Below are 21,190 nucleotides of genomic sequence, written 5' to 3'. Positions count from 1 at the left end.
AATGGCGGACTTGACTCAAGAATGCGGCGGCGGCGGGTTCTTCCCCGGCGCCTGGGCCTTGATCCTGGTGGTCATACTCATCATTCTGGGCTTTACCTTCATGGGCTTCGGCGTAGACGGCGGCGGCGGGTGGTAATAACGTAACCGGGTCCGGAAAGCCTCCGGTGGTTGAATAAGGGGAATCTTTACGCAGCCCTTGCGTAATGTATTCCCCTTATTTTACACCCTTAGGGTAATGCCGCAATAAGAAGGGACACTGTTCTATATTAAGGCTAAACCAGGGGGCTTCCAGTATAAATGAGTTTTTAACCCTATGACTCACACAATACTGCGACATATCATATATGGTAACAGGTTAATGGAAAATCGATCCCCACGGGGACGCCACTGCTAATGCTGTTATTTTGCGCAGACGGAATCATTTAAAGAAAAGGGGGTGGCCTAATGACAGATATAGCTGAAAAATGCGCCGGCGGATTCTTCCCCGGCGCCTGGGCTCTGATTCTGGTAGTCATTCTCATCATCCTGGGCTTCACGTTCATGGGCTTCGGCGTGGACGGCGGCGGCTGGTGGTAGTCGGGGTATCCGGACCGCGAAAGCCTTCAAACCCAATTGGGGGAATCCCTGCACAGCGTCTTGTGCAACGGATTCCTCCTTCGAAAATAAGCGTTCTTTCGTAGGGTGCGGTGATAAGCTGCATATAGCTAATTCGGAAGTGAGAGACAAGATGTTAGAGGTTAGAATTCTTAAAGGAATTCGCTTACGAATTCCTTTAATTTTCCGACTTCCGACTTCCGACTTCCAACCTCTAATACTGTACGCTCCGGCCCGTCCCTGCCAGACTTTCGTGCTCCAGTTGCTTCTCCCCGCACTCCGTGTTACGCTACGTTCGCGAGCTGCCATTCTCCCCATTTTCATTCTTAAGCTGGAGCGGCCTCAGGCCGCATGGCAAACTCCTTTGTTTTCAGCGTGCAAAACGGTGCCATATACCAGGCAAATCGAATCCGGGATGCTTCAAATCCGCCATTCCAAATGAACTCCCCTCTCATCTTTTTTACAAAGAAACATGCTCTCGCCACAGAACGCTTAAAACCACGGTAAACCCGCTGCCGAGAGTTCATTCTTATTTACACTCACACAATTTTTCCTTATGGAATACAATGGTAAAACAGCGACAAATAAAAGTCAAGGAGCGCGGTAAACCATTCCCGTTTATTGTAAAAACTCAGGTTCTCCCGTGAAAGGGGGTGGAAAAAATGGCGGCAAAAACTCTGGAATGGGGCGGCGGTTGGGACGGCTGCGGCGGCGGGTTTTCCGGTCTCTGGCCGCTGATTCTTGTGGTTTTGCTTATAGTGCTGGGTTTTACAGTATGGGGTTTCATGGGAGGCTGGTGCGGCTTGGGAGCCGGCGGCTGGTGGTAGCTGTGAAAACTAAACTCAAAGCCACCGATATGCCAAATGAGGGAGTCCTTGCGCTGAAACCGGCGTAAGGATTCCCCCTTTTAAAAGCTGTATACATTATAAATTAACCGAAATGCCGTTACCTTCAATTTGGACCGTAGGGACCGCACATAACCCCGCCTGCAGCATATATAAAAAGAAGCATTATTGAACCGGTGATTCTAAATGAGGTGGCTGTAATTGTCCTCGTTTTATGGATTATTGTGGTGGATCGGGATCACAACCGTTTTCTTAATATATTGGGGCATAGGATGGATCGGCTTTTTGTGGTAGCGATGCACATCAAGACTGTGCGTGCCATATAATACGTTAGACGGGAACGGACCCGAATATTTGCGGCCCTTATCGATGAATACGGTGGTGGCGGCGTAAAAATCCCACTCAAACTACAAGGTATTCGGGTGGATAATATCTAAAATTTGGAGGGATTGGTATAATGCAACCCCGGCTGCTTGGACTCGACATCTGGTTTTTATTTCTGGTCGTTTTACGCTTTTTCCTGGATGTGGTTATTAAACAGAAGGCAAAAGGCTAAAACGAAAGTTTCCGGCTAAAGGCAAAACAGTACCTTAAACCCGTGGTTAGAGTTTATTAATCCGTGCAGAAGAGCAACATAAACGGAACTCGGCGAGATGCGAGCAGTACAAGGAAGGCGCAGCCCAGCACTCAGACTGGTATCGAAGACGTATTTACGCGAAGCGTTTAGATTACGGTTTAAGCGGAGTGGCATCTCTTGAAGGTGCAAATGAGTGCTGGGTGAGCCTGACGAAGTAATGCGAAGCTCATCGTTGCGACCCGCGGAAGAAGAACGCTTATTCTCGAAGGAGTGCCCATGCCGCCTTAGGCGGCGCCACGTCGAATGAAAACTTACGTGGAACCAGCTAGTTAAGTGTTATCACATAATCCTTTTCTTGATACATGGCGTTCTTGTCCAGCACTCAGAGCCTGAGTGCTGGATTGGCGGTTGATTTATTTTCGAAGGAGCGGATATGAGAAAGAACAGACCCAGCATTTCTGCGGAGAGTCTGGCCTTTGTCAGGGCCATGGAGTCACGGAAAGCGCCGGGGGAACGTGTATGCTTTGATCCCTTCGCCGAGCATTTTACCGGCGGTAGGTTTCGTGTCAATAAGTTCTACCCGCAAATGTGGAATGCCCTGGTAGCCCGCACCAGATATATCGACGATTACCTCACGTCTTGTATCCGTGACGGAATCCAACAGCTTGTCATTCTCGGCGCAGGGTATGACTCCAGACCTTACAGGTTCGATTTCAAGGGGCGGGTGAGGGTCTTCGAGGTCGACCACCCGGCGACCCAACGGGCAAAGCTGAAAAGGCTCAGAGAGATATTGGGAGGCCTCCCCGACTATGTGGTTTTCGTTCCCGTCGACTTCAGGGAGGAAAACCTTGGGAAGCGTTTGTATGAAAGCGGTTACGACAACGGGTTGAAAACCCTGTTCATCTGGGAAGGTGTTGTGGTATATCTTCCGCCCGAGGCCGTCGACGTTACACTGACATTCATCGCGGGCAATTCCCCCGTAGGAAGCTCGATAATCTTTGATTACGTTTATGCCTGTGCCGTGGATGGTAGCTGTCCGGCTAAAGAGACGGTCAGGATGCGGCGGTCTGCAAGAATGGCGGAAGAGCGGTGGGAGTTCGGGATTGATAAGGAACAAGTTGAGGGTTTCCTGACCGAACGGGGGTTCTGTCGTGTAGTGAATGCCGACAGCGAGGTTTTAGAAAAAACCTATTTCAAGGGAATAAACGGGGCAAGAGAGATTCTCCCGGTTTTCGGAATCGTTCGCGCAGAAGTCAGGCCGAGGAAATAGGGGTCGGATTTCTAAGGGATCAGTATCAGATATTAACAATGAGCGGATTGGTGCCGGGAGTCGGTCGAGATTCCCGGCACTCAATTATGTGTCCCTTAGGATACTTTTTAAATCTCATGATAATGAAGGATTCGGCACGCTGCGGCTAAAACGGAGGTCGATACGGTCGATCTCGTACGGCGTTCTGATCCGAGTAGTCACGAAAAAGTTCTTCTGACTTCTTGACGGTCTCCGTCCTATACAGCGCCGTCCTTTTCCGGAACGGTTTCGGACCGCCCGAAATCCCAGTGTATCACTTCGCGTCCCCGCCCCCGGCGTCCCACCGGCGTTTCCTTTTCGGTCTCGGGTTCTTTCGGAGACGGAGCACCGGTAAAACGCTGCATTACGGCCGGTACAACATTCTCCATAAACTCTTTGTTTTTCATAAGGTCAGTCAGCGCCTTCACGCCTTCATTCCCGCCTAGAAGCCCCATAAGGCTTTTACCCCCGGGGACCGCCCTCAGCGCCGGCGGGCCGCCTGTCTCCTCTTCCCCGCCCAGACTCGATCCCTTTATTGAATTCATAAACGAACCCATCAACTGTTCTACGTTTTGCCCTTCCCCGACACCTTGCTTTTTACGGATTAAGTCGATGACACCAAAAACATTAACAAGACTCAGAAGTAGCAAGAGGTGCTCGCCGTCTACACCGTTACGCGTCTGAAAGTCCAGTACGTCACGTAAGACCTGGCGCAGTTCTTGCCGGTTACCGCTTCCGTTGTCCTTTTCCATATTAAGGAACCTCCCTTATAAAAACCCGAATTGGTCACAAAACTTGGTATTACATACCCTTAGACGAGTGCTGCAAAACAAATAAATCGGCAGAAAACCGTTTTGCAGCAGCCTCCGGGCGTGTTTGTCTAATTTCTCCACCTCCTGTCGGCAGATTTATAAGGTTTTCGATAAACCTTTTCATTATGCCTCAGCATTACTCAGCCAATATATTCAGTTTTAAAGAAAACGGCCACGTTTTTTTCCGATATCTCCTGCTTCACACTTTTCCATCCTACAGAATATGTTGGGTATTACAGGAACAACGACCGCCGTTCCCCATGTAGGAAGGTTAGAACCGCCTCAGCGCAGGAACGGCGTAAGTCCGCCAAACCAGTGCACTCCATGGGTGGGATCAATGAACGCGTTAACACCGGAAGGGAACCTTGTTGCTTCCGCTGGTTCACCTTTATTGTATTCCGAACGAAAGAACCCTCCGGCGGCTTAAAAAAGCCGATTATCATACGTCAGAACCTTAGAAAGGGGTGAAATAAGTGGATGCGGCAAGGCAATGCCTTCAGCGGAACCGAAAAAACATTCTTCTGCTACCCAACGTGGTCGGAGTGGGCGTCGGCAGGAAAAAGGTAAACGGTTTTGAGACAAACGAACCGGCGATTGTCGTTTTTGTCGAAAAAAAGCTGCCGTCCAAGTACCTCCCACGGACGGTAATTGTGCCAAACACCATAGACGAAGTAAAAACCGACGTTGTTGAAACGGGACGGTTTCGCCTTATGAACCTATTCACCGCCCGCCAGCGTCCCGCCCGGCCGGGTATGAGCATCGGTCACTACCGCATAACAGCCGGAACTTTCGGGGCGGTGGTTTACGACCGCAAGACGGATGAGCCGCTCATTCTTTCCAACAACCACGTCCTGGCAAACGCCACCAACGGCAGCGACGGGCGATCCAGAATCGGCGACCCGATTTTGCAACCGGGTCCTTACGACGGAGGCTCGGCGAAAGACGACATCATTGGTAAACTTGAACGCTTCATTCCGATGCATTATTCCGCAGCGCCGGCCACCTGCCCTGTTGCCTCCGGAATAGAGCTTTACTTGAATATTCTATTGAGAACTTACTACCCTCAATACACGATGCGGTTACTGCGCAAGCAAGATGCGGCAAACAAGGTAGATTGCGCCGTGGCTAAACCGCTTGAAAGCGGCTCTATTAAAAATGATATCCTCAAGATAGGCCCGATTAGGGGCATAACAGAGGCCGGACCGGGAATACAGGTAAGAAAATCGGGACGCACCAGCGGCGTTACAACAGGATCGGTTACTTACATCGACGTAACCAGCACGGTCGACATCGGGGACAAGAGAGAGGCCGTCTTTGAGGACCAATTCGCAACCTCCCCGATGAGCCAGGGAGGGGACAGCGGGTCCCTAATCGTAGACCAGTACGGTAAAGTGGCGGGCTTGCTTTTTGCCGGCAGCGACGAATACACCCTATGCAATCATATCCACAACGTCCTTGACGCACTGAACGTGCGTCTTAATCCAAAGGGAGGAGGTTATTAATTGGCCGATAACAATAAAAACAATATGTTGATCCACATCCCGGTGGCGCTTACCCTGTTTCTGGCAAGCACGAACAAGGATTTCGACAGGTACCTGGACACCCTGGCATCGGTGGTGACGAGAACCCGCGAAGCCGTACAGAGCATCCGCCAAGGGGTACAAACAATCCAACAGGTTGAAGCGCCCAAGACGGGCATGCCGGAGGTTCAGCCGCTTCCGGTCAAGAATGCAAATGACGACGTAATTTCATTAATGGTTAATACAAAGGAAGATGATCGTCCCTAGTTAAAAAACCGGGCTCTGGATGGCGGGCCGGGTGTAGTTTAGTATTATCTGGTAAACGTTAAAATCGGGCCGGCTTAAGGCCGGTCCGTTTATTTCCCCCTTTGGCCGTACCGGGGGCCATTTATTAACGCAGGAACCAACGCGTCACCCACGACCTCGTACGATTATTATATAATAACGTTCAACCGCCGGAGTGATTTCCCGTCTACCGCAGCAAAAGCTTCTAAACGATCTTTTCCAATTTGTCCAGCGCCTTGGAGATTTCAAACGGTATATCCGCCAACAGGCTGCTTTCCTGTGAAAGCAGTTCTTTCAGTCTGAGGAGGGTGTTGATTACTTCCTTTTCGAGACAGAGGGCTTCGATAAAACCTTCGTTGTAACCGAAAACCTTCCCTTCCGCCAGCCCCATTTCATATCCCGCATCGAGCCCTTCTTTGTAACCCTGGTTATAACCTGCCCGCATGCCTGCCCTAAAGCCCTCCCTCCGGTTTGCTGCCAAACAACCCCACCTCCCTGCCCGATAAAAGACCGCTCCATAGGTGTATGAAAAGAGTAAGATGCAATCCCGGCGTCTTGCGGTTCTCTAATACGGCGACTTCGGCACTCCCTGGCGGAAACATCCCCGCGTTTCAACGCCGCCGATACCTGGATAACTGGTTATGGTGTGCTCTATGGCTTCCTTCACACGCACCTGCTGGCTTACCGGCGTATAAGCGACCTTTTCCACAATAAAAACGGGATCGAAGGCGTGGATAAGCACCCGCTGGGGTGAACTCGCGAAGTTGGCGCCGGCCTTGAGAATCGCCTCATAGTGTGACTGGCATGCTCCGGCGAAAATGACCAGCGAATCTCTGTTGTGCTCAAAAAGCCGGGCGGTCTTCACCGCTGAAACATAATAATTGGAGTTCCGATAGCTTTTAATGTCCTTATAATCGTGGCTACCGGGCATAAAACCGTCATGTCCGGTAAGAACAAGGATATCGGGAAGGTGTTTGGGGAGAAGTTCTTCCAGGGACCGGGCGTGTTTTTCCTCGGGTAAGACGTATCCGCTTGCCGATACCCCCAACTGTTTATATGTGGTCAGACAGAGTTCCAGGTAATCGGGGTCCCCGTCGATATGCAACACCGTGCCGGGAACCGCGAACGGCTCAACACCGCCTCCGGCCCGCATTAATTGAATATTATTGTCCCGGCGACTCAGGCTGCGTCGGATAATCTCATTGTTACGGCTATATATCTTCCGCCAGTACGCCGAAATATCCTCATGCTTAATCTTAACAAGGTCATCGGTCGGCGAGTCGCAAAGCAGCCGAAAATCGATCCCTTTCAGCAACGCATGCTCCTTGCCGTCTCTTTCATGCAGGTCGATGATCTTAAACATTACGTCCATTTTGTGGGAGCGACGCGCCACTACATCTCCCTTTTGGAATAAACCCATTCAATCCAACCCCTTTTACCATTTTTTACATAGTATGAAGGTATGGAGAATAAAGTGTCCGGCGAAAAAGGGGAGAGGTCATTGCTCTATGCTGTGATACCGGCACAAAATGAAGCCGGTCGCATCGGGAAAGTAATAGCTCAGCTTCTAAAGACGTTTGTTGATGTGGTGGTGCCCATCGTAAACGGTTCCACCGACGGCACCCTGGCCGAGGTATCCGCATTTGCACAAAGGAGAATAAAGCCTCTTTTGTTTCCGGAGGCCCTTGGCCTGGATGTTCCGCGTGCGATCGGCGCGGCTTACGCCCTTAAAGAAGGTGCCGCAGTGGTGCTTTTTATTGACGGAGATATGACACAGGTACCCGGTAAGGCGCTACAAAAACTTATAGCCGGAGTAAGGACCGGTGGAATGGACTTGTCACTAACCAACTGCTACCCCCCGGGAACCCCCCCGCCGAATACCCCTGTAAGCAAACGGCTGGTGCGGCTCCGCCAGGAGTTGAACCACTGCCTCTCCGTGCCCCAACTGGGGTCGTCTTCTCCAGCCCACGGGCCGCACGCCGTCTCCAGGCGGTTCCTTGAAACCGTTCCCTTGATCGAACTGGCGACACCCCCGGTGGCCTTGTGCCTTGCCGCACTCGCCGGGTTGAACATAACCGTAGCGGCGACCGTTCCCCACCGCCAGCTCGGCTCGCCTCCCAGAGGAACCCTTCACAGCACACGTATAGCCGCAACGATAATCGGAGACTATTTGGAAGCTCTTGCCATATGCCGCAATCAACCTCGCACGCGTGAAGACGGGAGGTTTTATTACGATGGTTATGATTCCATTCGCCGGCGGGATATTCTTTCGGATTACCTTGAGAAGCATTCAATATCCCCGAGTAACCTTGCAGGTCAGCCAGTCGAATTTGGAGGCGGAAACTGAGAGGTTGGAAGGTTATCAGAGGACAGCGTCCACCCTTGAAATGGAGGATTGAGATGTGAGAAGGTTGGAAGTGAGTTTTTGGACTCATATGACTCGTGACCCGTGACTTTCAGACTCGCGACTTATTTGGTGTGCTTATCAGCAACACTCGACGCCCCGTAGGCATCCGGTTTTATCTTTGCTTTGAAACCACTCCCGACCACCATACCGACTACCTCGCGGATCAGGTCTCGTGTATCCCCGTGATTACCAACGTCGATGTGAATCTCCATTTTTAACTCGTCAAGGCCGGCATCGTGGAGCACTTTTGTAACAAGGCTTCCGATCTCGAGGCTTAAGGATGTCTCAAAAAAGATCTTTTGACGTAGGCTTTTTATCTTACGGTGGGAACGTTTGCGGTAAAAGTATCGCGCTCCTTTACCCAGCCTGTGGACGATCACGGCGGTGATAAAGTGCGTCTCACCCTGCACGACCTGGGAATCAGAACCGATAATAACCTTGTAAGCCGATGTGGGAAGATCCCTTATGTAATCGACGATGTCGGTCATCATATTTTCAAAACTCATATGCCCCTTGCTGGGACTGACGAAATACATAAATTCTCCTATCTGAAAATAGTGCTTCCTTCGGTGGGCGCGATGATAAGCAACGCATTGCTGCGTCAGCCCGGCGGAGCCGAATCCTCACGTACGCACCCAGTACGCTCCGGTTCGGATCCGAGGTCTTCCTTGCACTGCATCACTTCTCGACGCGTTCCGTGTATGTTACAACACTGCTTCTAAATTCCAAGCTTACGGGTCTTCCCGTTTTCATTCTTTTGATGGATCACCCTCGGCCCGCATGACGACTCTCCTATTATTAGTTTCTTTTGTTTGGCGCAACAACAAGCAAGACATTGCTGCCGACGGAGAGATGGGATGCTAAAGGTGAGATAAATTATGGGAATTCGCTTAATTAAATTCCTTCTAAAACAATCCCACTTCCAACTTCCCACATCTCACCTCCCAATTGTCTTCTTTATGGAATTATAACATAAACACGCCCTTCCTACACTTCACCCCTCGACAAGGAACGGGCTACGGCGCTGAATTCCTCCAAGTTTAGTGTTTCCCCCCGTCTGCCGGGATCAATCCCCGCCTGCACAAGTAGCGCCTTTAATGCCTCCCGGCTCAACCCGAGACCGGATCCGGCAAGGGCGTTCAGCAGGGTTTTGCGCCGCTGTCCGAAGGCGCCTCGAACAACACGAAAGAGAAGTTCCTCGTCGGGCACAACCACCGGGGGACGGGAACGTACTTCCAATCTGACTATGGCCGAATCGACTTCGGGCGCCGGGAAGAAACTCCCCCTCGAAACCATGGCTACCAATTCCGGCCGTGTCTTGTAGCCCACCAGAACTGAAATTGAGCCGTACTCTTTGGTGCCCGGTCCCGCCACAAGACGAAGGGCGACCTCTTTTTGCACCATCAGAACCAGCAGACTTGTCTTAAGTCCCCCGCTGATAAACCGAAGCAGAAGGGGCGTCGTTATGTAATAGGGAAGGTTTGCCACAACCTTGTAGGGAAAGGCGCCTCCCGCCTCAGCCACAAGCGTGTTGATGTCCTCCTCCAGTGCGTCCCCTTCCACAAAACAAACGCTCCGGTATTCCCGGAAGGCTCTTTTTAGTATGGTGATTAGATTCCGGTCGATTTCGACCGCGACGATTTTCCCCGCTGATTTTGCCAACTCCTCGGTAAGCGTTCCCAGCCCCGGACCGATCTCAACCACGGTGTCGGCCTCTGTAAGTTCCGCCGCTGCCACAACCTTTTTTGTTACACCGGGATTAACAAGAAAGTTCTGTCCCAGGCCCTTTTTGGGCTTAATGCCCAACCTGGCCAAGTGTTCACGTACCACCGCTTTAGGGGAAATCGTGCTCAATGTCAAAATCCTCTTAATTATTTAGATTATCCGCAAATCCATTAGTGTTATTATACCAGACAAAAGGCGGGTAAAGCCTGCGGCGCCGCATAACCGCCAAGACGCCTTGAAGGACCAAATTAAAAGGGGGCCCCGCCCCCTGATCATACGTACCTGTACATCGCTGTGTTTATTTTATTCTAATATGTAAACCCTGGTGGTCCTGACCCCCCAGGCCATCGCCTCACCCCGTGAGGGATAGAACAGGTCGATCCGGTCACCCTTTATACTGCTGCCCCGGTCGCAGGCCAACGCGTATCCGTAACCTTCCACGTACAGCCGTGTGCCGAATTTGATGACTCCCGGGTCGACCGCCGCCACGCCGTAGTGCGGGGCAATCCCGGAAGCGGTGTTCCGTCCCGTGTATGTGTATGCGGTTGCCCGCATTATAATCATCCGGCTGTAACGCAAATCCTCCCCGCCGCGGGACACGGTTTGGGTGATTCCTACCAATACGACGCGGTTGACTGGTTGTTTAACGACCTTTCGTTCCATAAGACGTCTTTCTTTTTCTTTCCCGTCGTGATACGTGATTTCCCAGCGTTCCGTTTGAGTGCCGTTTTTCCCGGCGGTGGAAACCTTTGTCTGGCCCTTGGGAAGCGCCGTGGTCGGCTTACGATCAGTTGCGTAGGGGATATTAACCTGCTTTTCCTCTATTTTTTTGGTCACTCTGACAACCTTAACCGTGTTTTCTTTTGAAAGCAGGCTTTCCAGTGAAGGAGTTACAATATCTTCTTTACCGAGGGTTATTTTTTCCTCCTTCAGAAATTCCTCCACAGTACGGGCCCGGGTGAGCGAGGTGTGAGTTTTACCGTCGGCCGTCACCTCCACCTTAACGGCCCGAACCACCTTTATTTCCATCCCGTCCCGAAGTCTGGTTTCCGTTCCCGGCACCACAAGATCCTTCGGTCCCAGGCGGATTTGTTCCGCCTGCAGGAGCCCGCCCACCGTAAACTGGAAGGTGGTCACCGGCATCGTCCTGCCGTCACACTTCAGGGTTACGCCCTTTTTGGCCCACGCATAACCCGCTAACGCCAGACAGGCAAGAACGACAAACAACACCGTCAGGGTTACCGCAAGGCGGGACCTTGACGGTGCTACACGGTGCGCAAGAGCATCATCACTGCGTTTTCGTACGACATACCATTCCATTTCAACACCACCATATTATCCTATTCGTCGGCCATGTTCAAAATTCCTTCAGCTAAATTCGGTGTTTTTTCGCAGTATTTCTGTTTTTTCCTGCGTCTTTTGGCAGGATTTGTTCTGCAGAGCTGATTTGCTTACTCCCACGACTTCCGGAATAGAAAAGACTCGCAGCGGTTCACCCGCATGCGTATTATAGCATATTTTGAACCTTTTTTATCTTCCGAGTCCGTTAAAACTGCCTGACGATTGGGAAGTACGATGCAGCACTTTCCTAATCCTTGGGCCTAAGAAAATGTTCCGGAACCGCCAATCGGGCTGTTAATACTCGATTCCCTTTTGGGCCTCCACCCCTGCCCGGTAATGGTGCTTGATGTCCCGCATCTCCGTCACGATGTCCGCTCTTTCAATTAATGACGGCGGAGCGTCGCGTCCCGTAAGCACCAGGTGAACCCCGGGCGGCCTGGATTCCAGCAGCGTAAGTATCTGTTCCTCTGAAACAAGCCCGCATTTAATTGCCCAGGTTACTTCGTCGAGTATGACCATATCGTATTTCGCCGCGATAAGCGCCTCCCGGGCCGCCCTGTAAGCCTGCTGGGCAGTCTCGTGGTGACGGCTTGTGTCGCTCTCTTCAAAAACAAATCCCTCGCCCATTGTCTCGATCAAGAACCCGTCGCCGATACGGCCCGCCGCCAGACGCTCTCCGGTCTGCACCCGACCGCTCTTGAGGAACTGAATCATCAAAACCCTCATCCCGTGCCCCCAGGCCCTGAATGCCATCCCGAGGGCGGCGGTGGTTTTGCCTTTCCCGTCTCCCGTGTATAGGTGAACCAACCCGCGGATCATCTATTGCCTCCTGCCAGGCACTAATTTACTTGTCATAAAGCATTTTCATAGGGTCCGTCCAAAAAGTCGCCGTGCGTTTTCCGCCGTGGCGGCGGCCACCGCATCAAGGCTCAATCCGCGGATCTCGGCCGTCCGGCGGGCGGTATGAACGAGGTAAGCCGGTTCGTTCCGCTTGCCCCGGTGGGGGGCCGGCGCCAAGTAGGGCGCATCCGTCTCCAGCAGCAGCCGTTCAAGCGGCGCACGTCTGACCACCTCCGCCAGTTTACCGTTCTTGGCGAATGTTACCGGCCCAGCGATGGAGATGTAAAAACCCAGCGCAAGAAAGCGCTCGGCTTCCTCCCAATTCCCCGAAAAGCAATGCATCACCCCGGACAGTTTCATCGCTTCCCGGAAAAGAATATCGTATACGGCCGTTAGGGCGTCCCGGCAATGGATGACCACCGGCAGCCCCGCCTCGCAGGCCAATCCGAGTTGTTCGGTAAAGACCTTTTGCTGAATTACCCGCGGGGAAAGGTCACGGTAGAAATCGAGACCGATTTCGCCGATTGCGAGGACCTTTGTCTTTCGGGCAAGCCGCTTTAAGCGTTCAAGGTAATCCTGCGGGACGTTTGCGGCATCGTGAGGGTGAACCCCCACCACCGCATAGATGCCCAGGAACGAATCCGCCAGGGCTGCCCCCTCCTCGGAAGAATCGATATCATACCCGACGTTAATGATCTTTTCAACCCCGGCCGCTCCCGCGTTTTGCAGGACCGCCAGCCGGTCTTTGTCAAACAGACGGTCGTTTAAGTGGCAGTGGGTATCAATCAGTTTCACCATAGCACTTCTTTCGTAGGGCGCAGTGATAAGCTGCGTATAGCTAATTCGGAAGTGAGAGGCAAGATGTTAGAGGTTAGAATTCTTGAAGGAATTCGCTCACGAATTCCTTCAATTTTCCGACTTCCAACTTCTGACCTCCACCCGCTAATACTATACACTCCGGCCCGTCCTTACCAATCTTCCGTGCTCCGTTTGCTTCTCCCCGTGCTCCGTTTATGTTAAGGCTATTGCTTCTAATAACACGCTCCGGGTTCTTATATCTGCCAAGAGAACAACAGGCGCCAACGCGCCTGCAAAGCAGATATGCTTATCGGTACCGGGATGTCGGCAAGAATAACTATATTGTTGTTTTCAAGGTCTGTCTACTTTTCCGTCTCAATCCGCGGGAAAAGCGGCGCTCCTCTTTCCACCTTAACTCCCGGCGTCAAGCCGCCCCAATCGAGCGACGTAAAGGTGTGAAGCTCCGGTCTGTCGGCTATGCCGAGCTGCGGCCACACCCGCCCGGGAAACCCGGGCATATAGGGCCCCAGGAGCACCGTCACAATCCGGTAAACCTCAAGGACATTATAAATTACGGTGTTAAACCGGACGCGCTTCTGCGGGTCTTTGCCGAGGCTCCACGGCGCTGTCTCGTCAATATACTTGTTCGCCCGGCCTACAAGCTGCCATATGGCCGCAAGGGCCTCCGAAAGCTCAAACACGTCCACGAGCGCGGCCACCTTTGCGGGCAACTCCCGGGCCGAGTCTATAAGTTCACTGTCGGGGCCCTCGGGGCTTCCCGGAGCGCCCAGAACCCCGCCCCCGAACTTTTCCAACACTGTGAGGCTACGGTGAAGGAGGTTCCCCAGGTCATTGGCCAAGTCGCTGTTTATACGGACGATCAAGCTGTCCTCCGAATAGCTCCCGTCTGCGCCGGATAAGAGTTCGCGCAACAGGTAGTACCGGACGGCTTCCATGCCGTATTTGTCGATAAGCTGGTGGGGGTTGACCACATTCCCCTTGGATTTAGACATCTTCCCCCCGTTGAGAAGAAGCCAGCCGTGCCCCACCACCCTCTTCGGCAGCGCTACACCGACGGCCATGAGAAGAATGGGCCAGATGACGGCATGAAAACGGACGATGTCCTTCCCCACCAGATGAATATCCGCCGGCCAGTACCGCTTAAATAACTTGTCGTTTCCCGTCCCGTAACCGAGCGCCGAGATGTAGTTTGTAAGGGCGTCTACCCAAACGTAAACCACGTGGCGCGAGTCGAAAGGAACCGGGATGCCCCAGGAAAAGGTGGTCCGTGAAACACATAGATCCTCCAGGCCGCTTTTAATAAAGTTAACCATTTCGTTCCGTCTGGAAACGGGTTGGATGAAATCCGGATGATCTTCGATGTGTTTGAGGAGCCGTTGGGCGTACTTCGAAAGCCGGAAGAAGTAGCTTTCCTCCTGCAGAAGCTCCACCGCCCGCGCACAATCCGGGCAGTTCCCCTCGACGAGCTGCCGCTGCGTCCAGAAGGTCTCGCAGGGAGTGCAGTACCAGCCCTCGTACTGGGCCTTATATATATCCCCTTGCTCGTAAAGCTGCCGGAAGATTTTTCGCACAACCGCATGGTGACGCTCTTCGGTGGTACGGATGAAATCGCTGTAATCCACCATCAGCCGCGCCCAAAGATCCTTAAAACCCGCCACGATTTCGTCCACATATTCTTTGGGGTTCGTCCCGCTTGCCTGAGCGGAGCGCTCGATCTTCTGTCCGTGTTCGTCAGCGCCGGTCAGGAAGTAGACGTCGTAACCCGTCAGCCGCTTGAACCGGGCCACAGTATCCGCGGCTACGGTGGTATAGGCGTGCCCGATGTGGAGATTATCGCTCGGGTAATATATCGGGGTGGTGATATAAAAAGTCGGTTGAGACAAGAGCGTTTCCCTTCCCTTGGGGGTTCTTCCCGGCTTTCCATCACAAAACCATATTAAGCCGTTTTGTCCCCAAAATGGTAAGCCAGAATTCATTTTAATGGCAGATGCAGTAAGGTGTCAAGCATTCCGGAGGTCGGACGCAAGAGGGCAGAAGTCGGAAAATGGTAGTAATTAGTTAAACGAATTCCCACAAGAATTCTGACCTCCGACATCCTGCATCTAACTTCCGAAGCTGACCGGTATGCGGACAACGTCCAGCGGGCTCCCGTCTTTCGGGCTCGCCCAAAAGACCTCAAGGCGACCCTTGTCGGTTTGGGGCGCACTAAAGTCCATTTTGATGGTGAACTCCCCGCGTTCGGGCGCGCCGGCGGTCGCCATGCCGTAGGCCCTGGAGATAACGTCACCGCTTTCGGATAAAAGGCGCGCCGACACAGCCGCCTCGAAAACCCTCGCGCTGCCGGTAATCGTAATCGGGCTGGTGATCTTTTGTCCGGGTTGGGGACGGTAAACCCATATTACAGGTTCGTCCACATTTGAAAGGTCCCGGGTGAACGGCTGCCCGTAAAGCCCTACATGGCCCCACCATTGCTTGGCTGATTCGTCAAGCTTTCCTTCGACCCGGAAAGCCACCTTTTCGATGCTTGGGAACTCGGTCAGGGTGTTGACAATGCTCTGAATCCCCAGCGCCTCTCCCGAGGCGCCGACATTCGCGCGCAACACCTCTTTCGAAAAATCTACAGTCGCCAGCCCGTTTTTAACGGCAATGCCCAGGATCTTTGTGTCCGCCGGAAGCACCCTGTATGCGCCTTTAGTCAAAGGGGTTCCCGCGATCAATTCTTCCAAGGCCGCCCCGGCCGTCTGGGTGGTGCGGGGAACCTCGTGAACCTCTCGCACAAGGTGAATATCGGAGGTGGTCGCTTTCAGGTAGTAAACCGCCACCGCCGTCTTCTCCGGAGGTTTCGTCTTTTCCGCGGGCTTCGGCTGCGCGGTTTTCTGCGGCGCTTTCTTGGGCTCTTCCCGGTTCGCTCCGGAACAACCGGCAAAAGCACCCAGAGTGAAAACCACAAGGGCCAGCAGTAATAGATAGCGGCGTGGACAAACCATCTTCATCACTCCTCAAATAGTACTTCTTTTGCTGGGCGCCGCGATAAGCTTCGCATAACTACGTCAGCTTGGCATTTTGAACAGTGAGATGTGGGAGGCTAGAAGTGTTCTTTAAAACTCGCACTTCCTATTTCTAACTTCGCACTTCTCAATACGCTCCGGCCTGACGTTGCCAATCTTCCTTGCCCTGCTCGCTTCTCACGGTGTTTCGTTTGCGTTATACTAATGCGGCTAAGTAACGCTTACGGGTCCATTTTTTCATCCTTCCCGGTGCCGCTGAATGCGGCACTGGAACTCTCTTTTTACCAACTGTTTTTCACTTGATATTATTTGCGGTTCAAAAAAAGCCACTCTAACATGCTTAATTCATTATACAGTATTTCAATCCGTTAATCCGTACACGCGGGTCTTTTAAAATTCTTCCGGAGAAGCGCGTCCGGCCGAGTGTTTATACAAGTGACGGCCCCTAATCAAAGCAAGAGGGGTTTAGGATTGTGCGGCGAAATATGTAAAAGCGCGCAAACAGCCGAAATAATTTTCTATAATAAAATGTCAAGAAAATCTTTTTGCCTTCCGGCATTCTCCGAGTTGAACGGAGGCTCGACATTGGACAAAAAGACCATCCTGATCGTTGACGACGATGCCAATATCCGCGAACTCCTTCAGCTTTATCTCCGGGACGAATATGCCCTCGTTTTCGCGCATGACGGGAGCGAAGGCATTACCTTGTTCCGAAAACAAAAACCGTCACTCGTGGTTCTGGACCTCATGCTCCCGGTGATTAACGGCTGGGAGGTCTGCCGTCTGATCAGACAGGAGAGCGACGTCCCGATTATAATGCTCACCGCGCGCGACGGGACCGCCGACAAGGTGATTGGGCTCGATTCCGGCGCCGACGACTACATCGTCAAACCTTTTGATCCTCGGGAGGTGGCGGCCCGCATCCGCGCTCACTTACGCCGCCGGGAGACGGCGCCGCCGCTCAGGTCCAAATGCGTTGCGGTGGACGATATCACGGTGGATATCGACGCGTACGAGGTGCGCCACCTGGGAAAGACGGTCGAGTTGAAACCGCGGGAAATCCAGTTGCTTTATTTCCTGTTAACCCATAAGAATATCGCCTTCTCACGCGAACAGTTGCTTGATCAGGTCTGGGGTTATGATTACGCCGGCGAAACACGTACCGTAGATGTACACATCCAACGGCTTCGGGAAAAGCTGCGCGGCAAAGCCCGGACCTGGCGCATCGCCACCGTGTGGGGCGTCGGTTACAAAGCGGAGGATTATTGATGTGCGTTTCTCCCTCTTCAGTAAGCTGGTATTGATTTATCTTACGATAACCGTTCTGTTAACCGCCGCTGCCTCCTTTGGGCTGTCGCGGTTCTTTGCCCACTATTTCTTCGAGCAAAAAAGAGACCAGCTTCTTGCCCAGGGAGTGAAGATTAATTCCCTTGTGGCGGATTACCGGACAGGCCGCCTTGACAGCGCGGCGCTGAAGCGGTCCCTGGATCTCATCGGCTACGCCACCAACTCGCGTGTATACGTGCTGAACATCCGCGGCGATTCCCTGACTTCGCTCGAAGCCGCCCGAACACCTGCCGGGCTGGTGGAGCAGGACCTTTTTAAGGATATCGAAAAAATCCTCGGGGGAAAGACCGTTTTCAGCTACAGGCGTTTTATCAGCACCCTGGAAATGCCGGTGGTCTTTGCCGGCATCCCCCTCACCACCGGGCAAGAAACCAACGGGGTCATACTGTTCCTGGCCCCGCTTACCGCCGTTGAGAAACCGCTCTCCGCCGTTAACCGGGTCCTGATCCAAAGCTCACTGGCCGTTGTTGTCGTTGCCGTTCTTGTCATCTTTTTGGTTTCAAGACGCATCACCCGCCCCATTATGGACATGAGCCGGGCGGCGGCGCGGGTTGCGGAAGGAGATTATTCCCAACAAATTCTCGTCCGGGACCGTGATGAAATCGGGCAGCTGGCACAGTCTTTCACCATTATGCAGGAACGGCTGGAGACAATGGAACGTATGAGGCGGGAGCTTATCGCCGACATCAGCCACGAGTTACGGACACCCCTTGCTTCGATCAGGGGGTTCGTGCAGGGTATTCTCGACGGTGTGGTCAGGCCGGAGGAGAAGACCCGTTACCTTTCCCTTGTTCTGAACGAGACAACGCGTTTGACAAGCCTGGTGAGCGACCTCCTGGAACTCGCCCGCGTTCAAGCCGGGGCGATACATCTTGAGTATTCCGAGGTTGATCCGGCGGCCCTGATGGCGGAAGTGGCGGATTCCTTTTCCCTGCCCTCCGCCGAAAAAGGAATCGCGCTTCAAACCACCGGCCCGCCGCGTACAATCCGGATCCCCGCCGACCGCAACCGCCTGAAACAGGTGCTCCTGAACCTGGTCAGCAATGCCGTGCGTTACACGCCCCGGGGTGGAACGATATCTCTCGTTTTGGAAGAGGGGCCGGACGGTGTGACCATCAAGGTTGCGGACACAGGTCCGGGCGTACCGGAGGAAGAACTGCCGAAAATTTTTGAAAAGTTTCACCGGTTGGATAAGTCCCGGGACAGCGCGACCGGCGGCGCCGGTCTCGGGCTGGCGATCGTCAAGCAGCTTGTGGAACTGCACGGAGGAAACATAACGGCCCGGAACCGCAAGGACGGGCCGGGCCTGGAGGTAAGCTTCAACATCCCGATTAAAATGCCTAAAACGCGGCGATAAGGTTATCCATAGCGGCAGAAATCGCCCTCTGGTTTTTTATCATCTCTTCCTGCGCCGCCAAAACGCCGTCAAGGTCCCTCAACGCTTCCCGGACATTACCGGTACGTTTATGAAGACGAAGGATTGTCATACGCTTTTTTAGTTCCTCCTGCGAAGCGACAAGCGCTTTTTTACTCCTTGTCCAAGAATCAAGCCCTTCACGGATGACAACCAGCTTATCGGGTGTCAATCGTTCGGGGTTGCGTCGCGCCGCGGTAATTCTCCACCCTAACAAATCAGACTTTTCCTTGATTGCAGCGTTTAATTTTCGAATACGGAGAAGATTAAAATCAATTCTTGCCACCTTTGATTTTACAGGCGACCAGTCAACCCGCCGGACAATAACCTGGCTCAAAGGTGCAGCGGCCTGCGTTTGAACCGGCACGGCAGTCAGGCACAGGAACAGAACCATGTACAGGCATAGAAATTTCTTAATCATTGCTGCACCCCCGGAAAACGTAAGTCCTCATCCTCAATGACCCCGATATCCTTTATAACATCCAAGGTGCTGTCGATCTCCTTTTCCAGATCCTGCAGAGCGCGTTCTACCTCCGGATCCGCCACCGGTGTTTCGCTCTTTAGTATGACATCGTCACCGGAAGACCCAACATTATCAGGCGTTTTTTCCGGCAACTCATTTTTGGTAGCACTACCGTCTTCGTAAGTAGCCTCTCCGGAGGACTTAACGGGATCGCCCGCAGAAGCCTTTGAAGTCAAGGGGGCGGCAGGTTTTTCCTTTACCGCGGAACACCCGGCAAGGGTATAGACCACTAAGACAATAAGGAGAACCAAACCGACCCGTCTCATGTCATCCCTTCTTAAAACCAGACTTCCGTTTTTCAGTATATCACAGCCGGAGGGTGCCCTGTGGAACGGGAGAACCTTTCATGCTCTACCGATTTATTTGTTTTGCAACACCTTTTATTGAAGGAAAGCCGCCGGACCGGGCAACGTTCCCGGACAGAGTCCGGCGGCTTTAACAACAACTTTCAGGGGCTAGTTTCCTGCCGTTGCAGCATTATCTTCGACTGTAATCATACCGCTCTGGCCGTCGTAGTCCACATCGGCGTTCATGTTTTCGGACATAAAGCGAAGAGGGACAAGGGTGCGGCCGTTAACCACCCGCGCCGGCTGGTCCATTCTTACCTTTTTCCCGCCGACGGTAGCCGTGGTGTTGTTGACGTAAATATTTATCTGCTTGCCGCCCCTGTTGAAGTTGATCTGTCCGTTGTTATAGACGACGTCGCTGCCGAGGGCTTCCGCAAGCGCACGCAACGGCACCATGGTGCGGCCGTTTATTATCTGCGGCTGAACGTCGAACTTCGGGTGTATACCGTTAACGAAAATCTTAAGATTCCTGCCTCCTATCTTTTTATAGAGGTACTTAAGATCGCGCTTCAGGTCGCCGTTTTTGGCGCCCACCACCAGACCCCGCTCAAGGCAGGCGATAGCCCGGTGGTAGCATCCAAGAAAAACATACGCGGCGGCCATATTCCTGTAGACCCGCTGCTTGACCTCTTCGTTCTTAACCACATGGGCGTTCAAACGGACCACCTGATCGCACAGACGTATATAGTCGGCTTTCACCCTCGGATGGCTGTTGAAGTAAGCCGCACGGTTCCTTGCCACGACGGCAAGCTTGCGTGAGGTAGCCAGAAGGCTGGGCATATTCCAGCCGAGGTCGTCAAGCTCACCGTAAACAAAAGCCTTAAGTGATTCGTGCAAACGCGCCCGCTCTTGTTCATCGGGCGGCTGCTCCTCCGGAAGCGGCTCCGTGCCCAGTTCTTCCGCGGAAAGGCCGAGTTCCTCTTCCAAATAGGCTTCATCAGTCACCGTATCAGCCGGGGGCAGGGTCTCCGGCATTGATTCCACAACAACCTCATCTCCGGTCTGGTTATCTGCTCCGGTGTTCTCATCCGCCCACGCCGCTGTAATTCCCATCGACATTATCAACACCAGCACCATCAACAACGCGATAGCCTTACGCATTTTGGACTCCTCCTTTTTCGAATTAGTTAGACTCTTTTGATGTCCTTAAACCTTCGTACTTTTTTTACCCTCCTTACTAAACCCGATTTAGAATTCTCAATCTTAATATTAATCGGCAGTTGTTACCGTCAAATAAACGGATTGTAAATAAAATGTAAAATGAGGAAGGGTTGTTTAAGTTTTTTCTGTGTGCCCAAAACCTTAACTTGAGGGAAGGCCAGGTCGTAGATATAACTTTTTCGGTATGGAATGACACCGTTAGTGATAAACAAAAGACACCCGGCTTAATTGTCGGGTGTCTTTTAATATTTTCCGGCGGCGTCCTGCTCTCCCGGGGCGTTACCACCCAAGTACCATCGGCGCTGGAGGGCTTAACTTCCGTGTTCGGGATGGGAAC

21 protein-coding genes and 1 rRNA gene are annotated in these 21,190 nt (G+C 52.7%); 8 read left to right on the top strand and 14 right to left on the bottom strand.

The genetic code is table 11. The features are described from left to right. The first annotated feature begins 444 nt into the window (after positions 1–444). The 3 genes from AB1500_12090 to AB1500_12080 all read left to right on the top strand — a co-directional run bounded on the left by AB1500_12090 (position 445) and on the right by AB1500_12080 (position 3,286). Positions 445–576, top strand: coding sequence for a hypothetical protein (locus AB1500_12090; GenBank protein MEW6183889.1), 132 nt, complete (start codon positions 445–447; stop codon positions 574–576). A gap of 680 nt (positions 577–1,256) precedes the next feature. Further along, entirely contained in the window at positions 1,257–1,421 is a 165-nt protein-coding gene (locus AB1500_12085; protein ID MEW6183888.1) for a sporulation protein YjcZ, read from the top strand. A 1,028-nt stretch (positions 1,422–2,449) separates the two neighbouring features. Next, entirely contained in the window at positions 2,450–3,286 is an 837-nt protein-coding gene (locus AB1500_12080) for an SAM-dependent methyltransferase (protein MEW6183887.1), read from the top strand. 236 nt (positions 3,287–3,522) lie between these two features. Here AB1500_12080 and AB1500_12075 read toward each other — a convergent pair whose 3' ends face one another. Further along, a complete protein-coding gene (locus AB1500_12075; GenBank protein MEW6183886.1) occupies positions 3,523–4,056 on the bottom strand; it encodes a hypothetical protein in 534 nt (177 codons plus the stop codon). Between the two features lie 533 nt (positions 4,057–4,589). Between AB1500_12075 and AB1500_12070 the strand changes: the two genes are divergently transcribed. Then, on the top strand, positions 4,590–5,618 hold the full coding sequence (locus AB1500_12070; protein ID MEW6183885.1) for a hypothetical protein: 1,029 nt from the start codon (positions 4,590–4,592) through the stop codon (positions 5,616–5,618). After that, entirely contained in the window at positions 5,619–5,903 is a 285-nt protein-coding gene (locus AB1500_12065) for a hypothetical protein (GenBank protein MEW6183884.1), read from the top strand. A 223-nt stretch (positions 5,904–6,126) separates the two neighbouring features. Here AB1500_12065 and AB1500_12060 read toward each other — a convergent pair whose 3' ends face one another. Further along, a complete protein-coding gene (locus tag AB1500_12060; protein MEW6183883.1) occupies positions 6,127–6,402 on the bottom strand; it encodes a hypothetical protein in 276 nt (91 codons plus the stop codon). Between the two features lie 84 nt (positions 6,403–6,486). Further along, positions 6,487–7,341, bottom strand: coding sequence for a sporulation peptidase YabG (gene yabG, locus AB1500_12055; protein MEW6183882.1), 855 nt, complete (start codon positions 7,339–7,341; stop codon positions 6,487–6,489). 81 nt (positions 7,342–7,422) lie between these two features. Between yabG and AB1500_12050 the strand changes: the two genes are divergently transcribed. Next, positions 7,423–8,268: a glycosyltransferase gene (locus AB1500_12050; protein ID MEW6183881.1), complete on the top strand. Its 846-nt coding sequence runs from the start codon at positions 7,423–7,425 to the stop codon at positions 8,266–8,268. A 122-nt stretch (positions 8,269–8,390) separates the two neighbouring features. Here AB1500_12050 and AB1500_12045 read toward each other — a convergent pair whose 3' ends face one another. The 7 genes from AB1500_12045 to AB1500_12015 all read right to left on the bottom strand — a co-directional run bounded on the left by AB1500_12045 (position 8,391) and on the right by AB1500_12015 (position 16,040). Then, the gene (locus AB1500_12045) at positions 8,391–8,864 is read right to left on the bottom strand and encodes a ribonuclease H-like YkuK family protein (protein ID MEW6183880.1); all 474 of its coding nucleotides are present in this window, start codon (positions 8,862–8,864) and stop codon (positions 8,391–8,393) included. A gap of 451 nt (positions 8,865–9,315) precedes the next feature. Continuing rightward, positions 9,316–10,182: a 16S rRNA (adenine(1518)-N(6)/adenine(1519)-N(6))-dimethyltransferase RsmA gene (gene rsmA, locus AB1500_12040; GenBank protein ID MEW6183879.1), complete on the bottom strand. Its 867-nt coding sequence runs from the start codon at positions 10,180–10,182 to the stop codon at positions 9,316–9,318. 174 nt (positions 10,183–10,356) lie between these two features. After that, on the bottom strand, positions 10,357–11,373 hold the full coding sequence (locus AB1500_12035) for a ubiquitin-like domain-containing protein (GenBank protein MEW6183878.1): 1,017 nt from the start codon (positions 11,371–11,373) through the stop codon (positions 10,357–10,359). Between the two features lie 315 nt (positions 11,374–11,688). Then, positions 11,689–12,213, bottom strand: coding sequence for a cob(I)yrinic acid a,c-diamide adenosyltransferase (gene cobO, locus AB1500_12030; GenBank protein MEW6183877.1), 525 nt, complete (start codon positions 12,211–12,213; stop codon positions 11,689–11,691). A 45-nt stretch (positions 12,214–12,258) separates the two neighbouring features. Then, positions 12,259–13,032: a TatD family hydrolase gene (locus AB1500_12025; protein ID MEW6183876.1), complete on the bottom strand. Its 774-nt coding sequence runs from the start codon at positions 13,030–13,032 to the stop codon at positions 12,259–12,261. 362 nt (positions 13,033–13,394) lie between these two features. After that, positions 13,395–14,936, bottom strand: a complete 1,542-nt coding sequence (gene metG, locus AB1500_12020; protein MEW6183875.1) for a methionine--tRNA ligase — start codon at positions 14,934–14,936, stop codon at positions 13,395–13,397. A gap of 219 nt (positions 14,937–15,155) precedes the next feature. Next, the gene (locus tag AB1500_12015; protein ID MEW6183874.1) at positions 15,156–16,040 is read right to left on the bottom strand and encodes a Gmad2 immunoglobulin-like domain-containing protein; all 885 of its coding nucleotides are present in this window, start codon (positions 16,038–16,040) and stop codon (positions 15,156–15,158) included. 606 nt (positions 16,041–16,646) lie between these two features. On the opposite strand from AB1500_12015, the gene AB1500_12010 reads away from it, so the two are divergent. Together AB1500_12010 and AB1500_12005 are read left to right on the top strand one after the other, a co-directional pair. After that, positions 16,647–17,330, top strand: a complete 684-nt coding sequence (locus AB1500_12010; GenBank protein MEW6183873.1) for a response regulator transcription factor — start codon at positions 16,647–16,649, stop codon at positions 17,328–17,330. 1 nt (position 17,331) lies between these two features. Beyond that, positions 17,332–18,765, top strand: coding sequence for an ATP-binding protein (locus tag AB1500_12005; protein MEW6183872.1), 1,434 nt, complete (start codon positions 17,332–17,334; stop codon positions 18,763–18,765). Here the strand turns inward: AB1500_12005 and AB1500_12000 are convergent. The 4 genes from AB1500_12000 to rrf form a co-directional block, all read right to left on the bottom strand. Beyond that, positions 18,749–19,243 (bottom strand): hypothetical protein, encoded by a 495-nt coding sequence (locus tag AB1500_12000; GenBank protein ID MEW6183871.1) that lies wholly within the window; start codon positions 19,241–19,243, stop codon positions 18,749–18,751. The genes AB1500_12005 and AB1500_12000 overlap by 17 nt on opposite strands. Continuing rightward, positions 19,240–19,611: a hypothetical protein gene (locus tag AB1500_11995; protein MEW6183870.1), complete on the bottom strand. Its 372-nt coding sequence runs from the start codon at positions 19,609–19,611 to the stop codon at positions 19,240–19,242. Before AB1500_11995 ends, AB1500_12000 begins: the two co-directional genes overlap by 4 nt. A 189-nt stretch (positions 19,612–19,800) precedes the next feature. Then, positions 19,801–20,793 (bottom strand): copper amine oxidase N-terminal domain-containing protein, encoded by a 993-nt coding sequence (locus tag AB1500_11990; GenBank protein ID MEW6183869.1) that lies wholly within the window; start codon positions 20,791–20,793, stop codon positions 19,801–19,803. A gap of 310 nt (positions 20,794–21,103) precedes the next feature. Then, a 5S ribosomal RNA gene (gene rrf / locus AB1500_11985) occupies positions 21,104–21,190 on the bottom strand; the annotation flags it as partial.

Source organism: Bacillota bacterium (assembly GCA_040755295.1).
In the GTDB taxonomy this organism is placed as follows: domain Bacteria; phylum Bacillota; class Desulfotomaculia; order Desulfotomaculales; family Ammonificaceae; genus SURF-55.
This window is presented reverse-complemented; position numbering and strand designations above follow the sequence as displayed.

Bases quoted from the DNA above. Each gene is read 5' to 3' on its own strand.
- AB1500_12090 (MEW6183889.1), top strand. From the start codon at position 445: ATGACAGATATAGCTGAAAAATGCGCCGGCGGATTCTTCCCCGGCGCC.
- AB1500_12085 (MEW6183888.1), top strand. From the start codon at position 1,257: ATGGCGGCAAAAACTCTGGAATGGGGCGGCGGTTGGGACGGCTGCGGC.
- AB1500_12080 (MEW6183887.1), top strand. From the start codon at position 2,450: ATGAGAAAGAACAGACCCAGCATTTCTGCGGAGAGTCTGGCCTTTGTC.
- AB1500_12075 (MEW6183886.1), bottom strand. From the start codon at position 4,056: ATGGAAAAGGACAACGGAAGCGGTAACCGGCAAGAACTGCGCCAGGTC.
- yabG (MEW6183882.1), bottom strand. From the start codon at position 7,341: ATGGGTTTATTCCAAAAGGGAGATGTAGTGGCGCGTCGCTCCCACAAA.
- AB1500_12045 (MEW6183880.1), bottom strand. From the start codon at position 8,864: ATGTATTTCGTCAGTCCCAGCAAGGGGCATATGAGTTTTGAAAATATG.
- AB1500_12035 (MEW6183878.1), bottom strand. From the start codon at position 11,373: ATGGAATGGTATGTCGTACGAAAACGCAGTGATGATGCTCTTGCGCAC.
- cobO (MEW6183877.1), bottom strand. From the start codon at position 12,213: ATGATCCGCGGGTTGGTTCACCTATACACGGGAGACGGGAAAGGCAAA.
- AB1500_12025 (MEW6183876.1), bottom strand. From the start codon at position 13,032: ATGGTGAAACTGATTGATACCCACTGCCACTTAAACGACCGTCTGTTT.
- AB1500_12015 (MEW6183874.1), bottom strand. From the start codon at position 16,040: ATGGTTTGTCCACGCCGCTATCTATTACTGCTGGCCCTTGTGGTTTTC.
- AB1500_12000 (MEW6183871.1), bottom strand. From the start codon at position 19,243: ATGATTAAGAAATTTCTATGCCTGTACATGGTTCTGTTCCTGTGCCTG.
- AB1500_11995 (MEW6183870.1), bottom strand. From the start codon at position 19,611: ATGAGACGGGTCGGTTTGGTTCTCCTTATTGTCTTAGTGGTCTATACC.
- AB1500_11990 (MEW6183869.1), bottom strand. From the start codon at position 20,793: ATGCGTAAGGCTATCGCGTTGTTGATGGTGCTGGTGTTGATAATGTCG.